The following is a 10,904-nucleotide window of genomic DNA, read 5'->3' on the forward strand; positions in this document are numbered from 1 at the left end:
TGGTGAAAGCCTTTCCCGTCAAAAAAAACGACAAAAAAACCGAAATGACCGCAATGCCGGTGGGAGCTTGAGAAACGTTGCTGCAAGCTTTGTCTCAACTGTCTTGGCCGTGGCGGCTGACCCTGGGCTATCTCTTCTTGATGTTGGTTCTGCCGCTGGCTGCCTTGATTGCCAAGTCCAGCAGCGTGGGCTGGGCGGAGTTTTGGCGGATCGCGACGGATCCCGTGGCCCTCTCCGCCTATGAAGTTACTTTTGTAACCGCGTTGCTGGCGGCTCTGATCAACGGCGTGATGGGCACCCTGACTGCCTGGGTGCTGGTGCGCTACGCCTTCCCCGGCAAAAAGCTTCTCGAGGGGTTGATCGATCTGCCGTTTGCTTTGCCCACCGCCGTGGCCGGCCTCACCCTGGCAACGGTTTACAGCAGCAACGGCTGGATTGGATCCCTTTTGGCCCCCTTGGGGATCCGCATCTCCTTTACCCGCTTGGGGGTGGGGGTGGCGATGCTGTTTATTTCTTTTCCCTTTGTGGTGCGGACGGTGCAGCCGGTGTTGCAGGAGCTGGAGAAAGATGTGGAAGAGGCAGCCTGGAGTTTGGGGGCTTCCCGCTTTCAGACCTTCCGACGGGTGGTGCTGCCCCAGATTCTGCCGGCAGTGCTCACCGGGGTGGCCCTGGGGTTTTCCCGCGCCGTTGGGGAATACGGCTCTGTGGTGATCATTGCTTCCAGCATTCCCTTTCGGGACTTGATTGCGGCGGTGCTGGTGATTCAGCGGCTGGAACAACACGACTATGCCGGGGCAACGGTGATCGGAACGGTGATGTTGGGGATCTCTTTCCTGTCGCTGGTGGTAATTAACCTTCTGCAAGCCTGGGGAAGTCGCCATGAAACCTGACGAGGTAGCAGGTGTCAAACCGAAGCCCTCAACATGGCTGTCGGGCCTGTTGATCGGGATCGTCGGGCTTTACATCGCGCTGCTGCTCGGGATCCCGGTGGTGAACATCTTCTATCAGGCGTTTCGAGAAGGGATCCCAGCCTTTCTCCATCGCCTGACAGAGCGGGAGTTGCTCAGTGCCCTGCGATTGACGGTGCTAACCGCCCTGGTCGTTGTGCCCCTCAATACCTTTTTCGGCCTCTGTGCTGCCTTGGCCATTGCTCATCGGCGTTTTCCGGGGCGGGCGCTGCTGCTGAGCCTGATCGATCTGCCCTTTTCCATTTCCCCGGTGGTGGCTGGCCTAATGCTGGTGCTCATCTTCGGGCGTCAGGGTTGGCTGGGATCCTGGAACTTGCGGGTTATCTTTGCATTTCCGGGCATTGTGTTGGCAACGGCTTTCATCACCCTTCCTTTTGTGGCGCGGGAAGTGTTGCCGGTGTTGGAGGAGGCAGGCACCGACCAGGAAGAAGCCGCCAAAACGCTGGGGGCGACCCCCTGGCAGATCTTCTGGAGAATCACCCTGCCCAACATCCGCTGGGGCCTTCTGTACGGCGTCATCTTGACCAATGCCCGCGCCATGGGGGAGTTCGGCGCTGTGGCTGTGGTTTCCGGCAACATCATTGGCCGCACCCAGACCTTGCCCCTGTTCGTGGAAGATGCCTACCGCAGTTATGCCACCGGCTCAGCCTATGCGGCGGCGGTGGTGCTCTCCTTGCTGGCGGTGGTAACCCTAGTGGCTAGGGAGTTCCTTGAGCGGGGATCCCATTCCCGCCGGATCTTTTGATCCGTCAGGGTGTGGATCAGACGGGCTCGGTGAGGATCTCCGGCAGACAAACCTTAGTGCCCCCCAGGCCGCAGTAGCCGCGCGGATTCTTGGCCAGATATTGCTGGTGGTAGTCTTCGGCGTAGTAAAACTCAGGCGCGTCTAAGATCTCGGTGGTGATCTGGCCGTAGCCGTGGGCGGTCAGGGCCTGCTGATAGAGATCGCGGGTTTTTTCCGCCAGCTCCCGCTGCGCCGGAGAATACACATAGATGCCGGAGCGGTATTGGGTGCCCACATCATTGCCTTGGCGCATCCCCTGGGTAGGGTCGTGATTTTCCCAAAACACCTTCAGCAGTTGGGCATAGCTGACCTGAGCTGGGTCGTAAACCACCCGCACCACCTCGTTGTGGCCAGTCAGGCCAGTACAGACCTCTTCGTAGGTGGGGTTGGGGGTAAACCCGCCAGCGTAGCCCACCGCTGTGCTGAACACCCCTGGCACCTGCCAAAACTTGCGCTCTGCCCCCCAGAAGCAGCCCATGCCGAACATGGCCAGCTCCATGCCCTCGGGAAAAGGCGGCTGCAGCGGATGGCCATTGACAAAATGCCGATTCACGATCACCATCGGCTCGGCCCGGCCCGGCAAGGCTTCTTCCGGTTTGGGCAGGGACAGTTTCTTGCCAAGTTTGCCAAAGCCAAAGAGCACCATAGGGACAGCCCGATACATTCGTTAACAGTTACCAGTCTAGCTCAGTTGGCTCCTCATGTGTTGGAAAAATCCTTGATCGGGTCAGCTCACCGATTCAAAAGCCCCCAGCCGCTTGGCCACTAGCAGATAGACGGTCATGATCCCCATCGGCACAACCGTGAAGGCTGCCGCCAAGGGAATGTTGCCAGAGGTGCCCTGAAAGGCGAGAACTGCCTGCCCGATAAAATAGCTGGAATTGCCCAGAGAATAAGGCACCACAAAATCTCCTAGCGTTAAGGAAAAGGTGAAGACCGACCCGGCCAGGATCCCTGGCAAGGCGAGGGGAAGAGTAACATGGCGGAACGTTTGCCAACCCTGAGCTCCCAAATCTGCAGAAGCCTCAATTAAGCTATCGGGCACTCGCTCCAAAGCCGCCTGGATCGGCAGAATCATATAGGGCAGCCAAACATAGAGAAACACCAAGAAAATACCCAAGTTGGATACAGCCAGCGATGGCCCACCGATCCCGGGCAACTGCAAAATCTTTTCCACCCAGCCCTGTAGGCCCACATGGGTGAGTAGATAGGTAAGGATCCCTTCTTTGGCCAGGATCAACTTCCAGGCATAAACCCGAACCAAATAACTAGACCAAAGCGGTAGGAGCACCAACAAATACAAAAAGCCCTTCCAGCGAGGAGAGGCCAGTCTGACCATGGTATAAGCCAGAGGAAAAGCCAACACAATGGCAGCCAAAGTGACTGCCAAAGCCATAGTCAAGCTGCGGACAAAGATATCCACGCTGGCAGGAGTGAGCAGCTCTCGATAGGCGGCCAAAGTAAACTTTCTCAGGATCAGGCCGGTAAAGGGATCCAGATGATAAAAACTTTGCAGCAGCAGCGCCAGCAGCGGCCCCAAGTAAAAGACCAGTAACCAAATGAGAGGTGGCCCCAACAGAATGGCAAGGATGAGCGTCGGGTGATGATAGAGGAATCCAAACAGATCGGGTTTATCGGTTATCTGAGTTGTTTTGGCCATGGCCAGGCAGGCATGAAGATCAGCTTTTCATTCCCTCTTTTTGGTGTTATTGGAATTGTAGGTCGACGAGCCAATAGAATTCAACAGAATTGGGATTGAGAAAGTGCGAACAGGCAAGAGGGATTGGCTTGTCTACACCTGCCGGCGGGTATCCTTTGAGGGAAAACGGCAATCAGAAGATGCCGGTATGGTCATTTCGACTCAAACTAGGACACTGCACCCACACCTAAAACATTGGTCGCGTCGTCGCGTCAGCGCTGCGGAGCAATAATGCATGGGGCCATAAGGCTTTTCTCGTATAGCCCAGGTATCTCACTCTAGCCTAAACGACCATATCTTGCTTGGCGGGAAGTGGAGGGCCATCGTAGACAGGGATCCTTTGAACCTTTTGGGGGCATTGGGAGTCAGACAAAGCAAGGTTGAGAACAAGGGAGCGTCCTCTCGTGCAGGCGGCAAAGGATACATCCGATTGGGAGCTGATCCAGCGCTGCCTCAACGGCAACAGCCAGAGCTTTCGCCAACTCTACCGCAAATACCAGCAGTCGGTACGGAATATCCTCTATCCCTTGTGTGGAGCCGATCTTTTGGATGACCTGGTACAGGAAGTGTTTATTCGTGCCTGGAAAGGGTTGCCTCGGTTTCGCGGCTCGGCCCAGTTTTCCACTTGGCTGTATCGCATCTGCTGGAATGTGGCCTCAGATCAGCGACGGCGCTGCGCCCGGCAACGCTCCCAAATCCAAAACCTGGCCCTCGGATCGGATGTCGCTCACCCTGGCCCCGACTTGATGCACCTGTACTACCAACAGGCTTTACAGCGAGGCATGGCTCAGCTTAGCCCTGAACACAGAATGTTTCTGATTCTGCACGACCTAGAAGATCTGCCCCAGAAAGAAATCGCCGAGATTTTAGGGATCCCGGTGGGAACGGTGAAGTCCCGGCTGTTTCACGCCCGTGCCACCATCCGTCAACACCTACTTCAGGAGGGCATTACCCCATGAGTGAGCACCCCAACCCCCTAGCAGACGAGCGGCTGCGCCACTTTTTGCGTCAATATCGCCCCCTCCCTCCCCCTGCGGCCTCTGGGCTGGAGGAGCAGATCCTTCAAGTTGTGGCGACTCATCCACTTCATGGCCGGCTCAAGCACCCTTGGCGTTGGGTTGGCATCTCCCTTTTGGCGGGCGCTTTGCTGGGCTGGATTGGCTATCAGCGCTGGCAGGTACAGGTGGTGGCCCAGGAGACCGAAGCCCTAGAAAGTTTTTTGGTGAGCACTTGGGGAAGCTTGCTGAGCCCAGAGGGAACAGAAACCGAAACTTGGTGGATAGAACGCGATCCAGAGGGATCCTAAATCCATCAGCCTCACGAATATCCCCCTTCATTGACCATTACACCGCTGAGACTTCTGAGACCTTGGTCAGATTCTTGGTCAGATTCTTAGAAAAAGCCTGCAAAGAACCATGAGAAATGCTTGGATTTGGATCCCCATTTTGCCACTCTACCTGGGATCCCTGGGTGAACCGGTGATGGGCCAACCCCGCCCCCTGCGAATGATGGATTTGCGCCGCCCCTTTGCTCGCAATTTGCGGGAGCTGAACCTCTCCGACGAGCAGTTGCGGCAATTGCAGCAGATCCGCCACCGCAAACAGGAAGAGTTGTTGGAGCGCATTTTGGAGTGGAGGGCAGCCCGCGGTCGATTGCGGGAGTTGCTGGTCGGCGATGCCCCTGAGTCAGAAGTGGCAGCTCAATTTCAGCGGGTACAACAGCTAAGCCAAGAAGTAAATGCCAAACGTTTTGAGGCAGTTCTGGAAATGCGACAGGTCCTCAGCTCAGAACAGCGGCAACACCTGCTGAAAATTCTCGAAGAGGCCGCTCCATTTTAATTGGATGGCTGGTTGGTATGAGCTGTTATGGTCATTTAAACAGGAATGAAACATTTCCGCCTGGCTCCCCTCTTCCTCTGAGAGAAGGGGTGAAGGCAGTGGCAGGGAGCGTTTGGGGAGTGTCTCAACCTAGCTTGAAATGACTATAACAAGGCGCTTAAATATCCAGGGCAACAATGACAGGGGCATGATCGCTGGGTTTTTCGGCCCGCCGTGGCTCAACATCGATCCAGCAAGCGGTGGCTTTCTCCTGTAGCTCACGAGACAGATAATGATGATCAATGCGCCAGCCGCGATTCCTTTGAAACCCCCCCGAGCGATAGTCCCACCAGCTAAAATGGCCGGGATCTGGGGTGAACCTGCGAAACGCATCTTCAAACCCTAAAGCCAGGATCTCCCGCAGGGCTTGTCGCTCCGGTTCGGAAGCCATGATTTCTCCGGCTTTTTGGGGATCATAAATATCCCGATCTTCCAGGGCAATGTTAAAGTCCCCGCAGAGCAAGATGGGATCCCCTTGGCTCAGGGCAACGGCGAGGTAATCCTTCAGTGTGGCCAGCCAACGCAATTTGTAGGCATATTTTTCCGATCCCACCTCAGCACCGTTGGGCACATAAAGGTTGAGGATACGGATCCCGCGGTAGATGGCGCTCATCAGCCGCTTTTGCTTGTCCAAATCTGCCGCCGAAGGCAGCAGCGCACCAAACCCCCGTTCTACTTTTTCCGGGGGATCCCGGCTGATCAGAGCCACACCGTTGTAGGACTTTTGCCCGTAGACCTCCACATGAAAGCCCCGCTCCTGAAAGGCCGCCCGGGGAAAGTCTTCATCCACCACCTTAGTCTCCTGCAGGCAGAGCACATCCAGGGATCCCTGGCTGTCCAGCCAAGCCAAAACCTGAGGCAGCCGGGTGCGAATGGAGTTGACATTCCAGGTGGCCACTTGCATGAGGGATCCCGCTCACTCCACCAAGGCTCTTCCTCGGATTTGGGCCAGCCGCTCCGCATCCAGTACCTCACCCTCAGTGTAGTAGCCGGCAGCTTTTTTGGCCTCGATCTCCACACGGGCATCCGCCGGGATCAGCTCTTCTGGGATGGGCACCCGCTGCAGAACCTCAATGCCGGAGTTGGTGATGGCTCGATACTTGAGGTCGCTCATGGAAATCAGGCGATCGATTCGGGTTATGCCCAGCCAATGGAGCACATCCGGCATCAACTCCTGAAAGCGGATGTCTTGCACCCCTGCCACACACTCGGTACGGGTGAAGTAGGCATCGGCCCGATCCCCTCCTTCCTGGCGCTTGCGGGCGTTGTAGACCAAAAATTTGGTCACCTCCCCCAAGGCGCGGCCTTCTTTGCGCAGGTACACGATCACCCCGGCTCCACCGGCTTGGGCCGTCTTAACGCATTCTTCAATGCCATGCACCAGATAGGGGCGGCAGGTGCAAATATCCGAGCCAAACACATCGGAACCATTGCATTCGTCGTGAACCCGCACCGCCAGGGGCAAGGCCGGGTCGGTGATGGCGGCCACTTGCCCGATGATGTACACCGTCTGGCCACCGATGGGCGGCAAAAACACCGATAGGTCTGGGCGAGTCACCAATTCTGGAAACATGCCTCCCGTCTGCTCGAAGAGGGTGCGGCGCAGCAGGCTTTCGCTCACCTGCAATCGTTTGGCGATCCCCGGCAGGTACCAGACCGGCTCGATTGCGGCTTTGGTGACCACCAGGCTGCCATTGTCTTTGAGGATCCGGCCATCCACCCGCAACCGCCCTTTGTTGACCGCCTCCTGCAGTTCGGGCATGTGGATGTGGGCCTGAGTAATGGCAATAGTAGGGCGAATATCGTAGCCCTGGGCATAGAGAGGGGCAAAGACTTCTCCCACAACTGCTCCCCAGGGATCCAAAGACACAATCCGGTCTGGATCTCCCCAGCTTGGGTGAGGGCCAATCGACACCACCGGGGCAGTATGGGTTAAATCGGCGCGGTGATCCGCCTGCAAAGAGCCACTGGCCACAGCCAATGCCCGATAGACAGCGTAGGCTCCCGCATGGGTGCCGATGACATTGCGATGGGCAAGATTGGTCAGGCTACCCACCACCGGCCCCCGCTGCAGTGGATCCAAGGATCCCCAGCGAATCGGCTGGGCTTGCGTCCCATAAGGGGAGGGATGGGAGGTGAGAACAATGTGATGAGGACGGGAGGAAGGTTCGCTCATGGTCCTCAAGTGCTTGGAAAACTAAGAATCTGGAGAAAACAGAATTATAGGCGATCCCCAGCCGTTTCAAGAGAGCTTGCCCCTTCTTTTGGGGTGCTTAGACAACGATTTTGGCCAAACCCAAGGGTCGGATCCCTGTCGGCGAAACCTCGACCCGATAGGGCAACATCTCCACTCCGGCTTGCAGGGCCTCACGAAACAGACGGGCATAGCGGGGATCCCGTTCTTCGCCGGGGGCAAACTCGGTGCAATCGGCGCGATTGATCCAGTACAGCAGCAGAGCCCGCTGCCCCTGTTGGCGGATCTGGATCAGATCTTCCAAGTGTTTTTGGCCGCGGGTGGTCACCGTATCGGGAAACAGCGCGCGGGATCCCACAGCCCAGGTGGTATTCTTCACCTCCAAATAGGCCGAGCCAGAGTCTCCTGTCAGCAGAAAGTCGATTTTGCTCCTGCCGCAGGTCACCTCCCGTTGCCGGCGAGAAAACCCTGCCAATTGAGGAAACCACCCTCGCTCCAGCCCCCAGTCCACCAGGCGATTGGGCAAGCTGGTGTTGATCCCCACCCATACTCCATCCACCTGGATCATCTCCCAGGTGTAGGCCAGTTTCCGTTTCGGCTCTGGGTGATGGGAGAGGTACACAGGTGCCCCCACCTGACAGACCCCACTCATCGGCCCTGTGTTGGGGCAATGGGCGATGATCTGTTGCCCGTTTTCCAGCTCCACATCGGCCAAAAACCGCTTGTAGCGGCTGCGCAGCACCCCTCTGTGCAAGGGGCTCGAAAAGCGGTAAGGTACCGGCCCATCCCTGCACTCCATCCCCAAAGCCTCTCCTTTCGTAGGTATTTTTCTTTAGGATTTTGGAAATCTTCTCCGGGGATCGTCTCTCCTGCGCTAGGGTGAATCATGTGTCCCAAGGCTTGGGGCAGCCTTTTACGGCTTTTTCCGACTTCATGGGAATTCTGCAGATCACTTTGGGAAGCAGTAAGATCCCTATCGCACAAGAGAGGCGTCTGCATTAGCTGTAGTCAGTGCTGCCGGAAAGAGCTGTATTGGCGATTAAACCCATTTAACACCTCTTTTTTCTGCCCTTTTGTCAAAACTTGGAGAAGAAAACCCGAATGCTGCGTCTTGATCCTGATCCCGGCTTTCAGCCTGCGGATCCCTTGCAGGACAACCGTGGGCGTGTGGCCATATTCATCGACGGATCCAATCTGTTCTATGCCGCTCTGCAACTGGGCATTGAGATCGACTACACCCGCCTGCTGAAGACGCTGAGTGGTCGGTCGCCCCTTTTGCGCTCTTTTTTCTACACCGGCGTCGATCGCAACAACGAAAAGCAGCAGGGGTTTTTGCTCTGGATGCGCCGCAATGGCTACCGCGTGGTTACCAAAGAGCTAACCCAGTTGCCCGATGGATCCAAGAGAGCCAACCTGGATGTGGAAATTGCCGTGGATATGCTGTCGCTGGTGCGCTGGTATGAGACGGCTGTGCTGGTGAGCGGTGATGGGGACTTGGCCTACGCGGTCAATGCCGTCAGCTACCAAGGGGCGCGAGTGGAGGTGGTTAGCCTGCGTTCCATGACCAGCGATCAACTGATCAACTTGGCGGATCGCTACATCGACCTGGAATCCATCAAAGACCAAATCAAGAAGACCAACCGTCCCTCCTCCGCCTACCTGTACCGACCGGGGTTCACCGCCGATGAGGAGGACGAGGGATAACTTTCCCTCCCCCACAGGGAGAAGGGAAAGCAGAGCAACGGGGGGCTTACTGGGCTTTCCAATTTGAAGGGATCCCTTGCAGCAGGTAAACTGGGTTCAGGGGGGCAAAGCGGGTGCCCTCGGCCAGGACGGCAGAGCGGGAGATCTGAACGTGATCTACTCGAACTTGCCAGCCCCGAGAACGCAGCCATTGCAGGGCTTCACTGCAGGTTTCTAGGGTAGCGAAGTTGGCCACTAAGATCCCTCCAGGCCGCAGGCGGGCTTCCACCACCGGCAGCAGGTCGCGGATCCCTTTGCCGCCGCCGCCCAGCACCACCCGATCCGGATCTGGCAGGTCGGCCAACACTTGGGGGGCTGCCCCCGGGATCACCTGCAGGTTCTCCAGTCCAAAGCGTTGCCGGTTGCGCCGAATCAGACAGATGCCCATGGCGTTGCGCTCGACAGCATAGACCTGGAGCCGAGAAGAGAGGCGGGCTATTTCGATGGCCACCGAGCCGGTGCCGGCACCGATATCCCACACCACGCCCTCTTGGGGGAGCTGCAGGGATCCCAAGGTGAGCAGGCGGATGGGCTGCTTGGTGATCAAGCCGGGCTGGTCGGGAAAGGTGTAGAACTGGTCGTCCGGGATCCCGACCAAAGGCCAGCGATGGGGATCTGGCTCCGGCTCTACTCGTCGCAGCACCACAACGTTGGGGCTGGGGAAAACGGCGTCTTCCCCTTCTTGGAGGGGCACGACCTGTTCTTGAGGGGATCCCAGTTGACTACAGACCCAGGCTTGGTAACGCACCGGCAGCCGCAGGTCGGCAATGAACTGGGCCAAGACGGTCGGTGTATGCTCCGGATCGGTGAGCACCACGATCACAGGGGATCCCTGCTTGAGAACTGCTTCCAACCGCTCCACTCCCCGCCCGTGCAGGCTGAGGATGGTCGCCTCCTGCCAGGGGATCTGCAGGCGGTTCAGGGCCAGCTGCACCGAGCTCACCTGCGGATAGAAGGCCAACCGCTCCGCTGGGAAATACTCCGTCAACAGCCGCCCGATCCCGAAAAAAAGCGGATCCCCGCTGGCCAACAAAACTAGGGATCCCTGAGCCATCTCCTGCTGCAAAAGCGGGATCCAACTTTCCACCGGCCCGGTGAGCGGGATCTTGCGGGCCGGATGATCGGCAAAGTGCCGGAGCAGATGAGGGGCTCCTGCCAAAACCCTGGCTTGGGAAAGGGGGGGGATCCCCCAGGAAGCCACAGAGCCATCCCCCGCTACCCCTACGACCGCAAGCTGAGGTGACCGCCCAGGTGCTGCCGTAGCCATTTAACGTTCGACAGGTGGGTGGTATTGGCGCATGTGATTGAGAAAATCCAGTCGCAGCTCCGCCACTTCCCGTTGCATTTCCCGCATCTCCCGAATAAAGCTGAGTTGAGCCTCGATCAGGCGGCCATCGCGCTCCCGAAATTGCTCCATCATCATGGCTTGCGCTTCCCTCAGTTCGGCAAACCCAGCCTGCATATCTCGGCGGCACTCCTGTATGGCCACCTCCAGCTCGTCTCCCCGCTCTTCGTTCTGTCGAATCCGCTCCTGGTTCTGTTGGATCAACGCCCTGATCTCCTGGATTTCGGTCTGGAGTTGGGCTTCCATAGCCTGCCGCTCGGCCCGCATTTCGGCCATCTGGGCCTCAAAGCGCTC

Annotated in this window: 12 protein-coding genes and 1 pseudogene; 6 read left to right on the top strand and 7 right to left on the bottom strand. The window is 57.6% G+C overall.

Translation table 11 applies throughout. From position 1 onward, the window contains the following. Positions 1 to 77 precede the first annotated feature (77 nt). Positions 78 to 890 (top strand): sulfate ABC transporter permease subunit CysT, encoded by an 813-nt coding sequence (gene cysT, locus NW856_RS02430; protein WP_414330111.1) that lies wholly within the window; start codon positions 78 to 80, stop codon positions 888 to 890. Further along, the gene (gene cysW, locus NW856_RS02435; protein ID WP_414350068.1) at positions 880 to 1,713 is read left to right on the top strand and encodes a sulfate ABC transporter permease subunit CysW; all 834 of its coding nucleotides are present in this window, start codon (positions 880 to 882) and stop codon (positions 1,711 to 1,713) included. The genes cysT and cysW overlap by 11 nt, the downstream gene beginning before the upstream one ends. A gap of 16 nt (positions 1,714 to 1,729) precedes the next feature. Here cysW and msrA read toward each other — a convergent pair whose 3' ends face one another. Both msrA and NW856_RS02445 read right to left on the bottom strand, forming a co-directional pair. Continuing rightward, positions 1,730 to 2,398 carry a peptide-methionine (S)-S-oxide reductase MsrA gene (gene msrA, locus NW856_RS02440; RefSeq protein WP_414330118.1) on the bottom strand — a complete coding sequence of 223 codons (669 nt, stop codon included), beginning with the start codon at positions 2,396 to 2,398 and terminating at the stop codon, positions 1,730 to 1,732. An 81-nt stretch (positions 2,399 to 2,479) separates the two neighbouring features. After that, positions 2,480 to 3,412: an ABC transporter permease gene (locus NW856_RS02445; RefSeq protein ID WP_414398912.1), complete on the bottom strand. Its 933-nt coding sequence runs from the start codon at positions 3,410 to 3,412 to the stop codon at positions 2,480 to 2,482. 443 nt (positions 3,413 to 3,855) lie between these two features. Between NW856_RS02445 and NW856_RS02450 the strand changes: the two genes are divergently transcribed. The 3 genes from NW856_RS02450 (at position 3,856) to NW856_RS02460 (ending at position 5,289) form a co-directional block, all read left to right on the top strand. Beyond that, positions 3,856 to 4,410, top strand: coding sequence for a sigma-70 family RNA polymerase sigma factor (locus NW856_RS02450; protein ID WP_414398913.1), 555 nt, complete (start codon positions 3,856 to 3,858; stop codon positions 4,408 to 4,410). Next, the gene (locus NW856_RS02455; protein ID WP_414343942.1) at positions 4,407 to 4,757 is read left to right on the top strand and encodes a hypothetical protein; all 351 of its coding nucleotides are present in this window, start codon (positions 4,407 to 4,409) and stop codon (positions 4,755 to 4,757) included. The genes NW856_RS02450 and NW856_RS02455 overlap by 4 nt, the downstream gene beginning before the upstream one ends. A 109-nt stretch (positions 4,758 to 4,866) precedes the next feature. After that, the gene (locus NW856_RS02460) at positions 4,867 to 5,289 is read left to right on the top strand and encodes a Spy/CpxP family protein refolding chaperone (RefSeq protein ID WP_414398914.1); all 423 of its coding nucleotides are present in this window, start codon (positions 4,867 to 4,869) and stop codon (positions 5,287 to 5,289) included. A gap of 157 nt (positions 5,290 to 5,446) precedes the next feature. Here NW856_RS02460 and xth read toward each other — a convergent pair whose 3' ends face one another. The 3 genes from xth to sfsA form a co-directional block, all read right to left on the bottom strand. After that, positions 5,447 to 6,232 (bottom strand): exodeoxyribonuclease III, encoded by a 786-nt coding sequence (gene xth / locus NW856_RS02465; RefSeq protein WP_414398916.1) that lies wholly within the window; start codon positions 6,230 to 6,232, stop codon positions 5,447 to 5,449. A 12-nt stretch (positions 6,233 to 6,244) separates the two neighbouring features. Beyond that, positions 6,245 to 7,504, bottom strand: coding sequence for a GTP cyclohydrolase II (locus NW856_RS02470; RefSeq protein WP_414398917.1), 1,260 nt, complete (start codon positions 7,502 to 7,504; stop codon positions 6,245 to 6,247). A 97-nt stretch (positions 7,505 to 7,601) separates the two neighbouring features. Then, complete coding sequence (gene sfsA / locus NW856_RS02475) at positions 7,602 to 8,321, bottom strand: DNA/RNA nuclease SfsA (protein WP_414398919.1); 720 nt, start codon at positions 8,319 to 8,321, stop codon at positions 7,602 to 7,604. A gap of 302 nt (positions 8,322 to 8,623) precedes the next feature. Between sfsA and NW856_RS02480 the strand changes: the two genes are divergently transcribed. Then, a complete protein-coding gene (locus NW856_RS02480; protein WP_414332504.1) occupies positions 8,624 to 9,226 on the top strand; it encodes an NYN domain-containing protein in 603 nt (200 codons plus the stop codon). A gap of 46 nt (positions 9,227 to 9,272) precedes the next feature. On the opposite strand, the gene cbiE is transcribed toward NW856_RS02480, so the two are convergent. Further along, a complete protein-coding gene (cbiE, locus tag NW856_RS02485) occupies positions 9,273 to 10,466 on the bottom strand; it encodes a precorrin-6y C5,15-methyltransferase (decarboxylating) subunit CbiE (protein WP_414398920.1) in 1,194 nt (397 codons plus the stop codon). Between the two features lie 66 nt (positions 10,467 to 10,532). Continuing rightward, positions 10,533 to 10,904 (bottom strand): annotated as a pseudogene (locus NW856_RS02490) (hypothetical protein); the annotation flags it as partial.

The sequence above is a fragment of the Synechococcus sp. R3-13 genome (assembly GCF_047462195.1).
In the GTDB taxonomy this organism is placed as follows: Bacteria; Cyanobacteriota; Cyanobacteriia; order Thermostichales; family Thermostichaceae; genus Thermostichus.

Excerpts from the sequence above, each read along its gene's own strand:
- cysW (WP_414350068.1), top strand. The coding sequence starts at position 880 with ATGAAACCTGACGAGGTAGCAGGTGTCAAACCGAAGCCCTCAACATGG.
- msrA (WP_414330118.1), bottom strand. The coding sequence starts at position 2,398 with ATGGTGCTCTTTGGCTTTGGCAAACTTGGCAAGAAACTGTCCCTGCCC.
- NW856_RS02445 (WP_414398912.1), bottom strand. The coding sequence starts at position 3,412 with ATGGCCAAAACAACTCAGATAACCGATAAACCCGATCTGTTTGGATTC.
- NW856_RS02455 (WP_414343942.1), top strand. The coding sequence starts at position 4,407 with ATGAGTGAGCACCCCAACCCCCTAGCAGACGAGCGGCTGCGCCACTTT.
- NW856_RS02460 (WP_414398914.1), top strand. The coding sequence starts at position 4,867 with ATGAGAAATGCTTGGATTTGGATCCCCATTTTGCCACTCTACCTGGGA.
- xth (WP_414398916.1), bottom strand. The coding sequence starts at position 6,232 with ATGCAAGTGGCCACCTGGAATGTCAACTCCATTCGCACCCGGCTGCCT.
- NW856_RS02470 (WP_414398917.1), bottom strand. The coding sequence starts at position 7,504 with ATGAGCGAACCTTCCTCCCGTCCTCATCACATTGTTCTCACCTCCCAT.
- sfsA (WP_414398919.1), bottom strand. The coding sequence starts at position 8,321 with ATGGAGTGCAGGGATGGGCCGGTACCTTACCGCTTTTCGAGCCCCTTG.
- NW856_RS02480 (WP_414332504.1), top strand. The coding sequence starts at position 8,624 with ATGCTGCGTCTTGATCCTGATCCCGGCTTTCAGCCTGCGGATCCCTTG.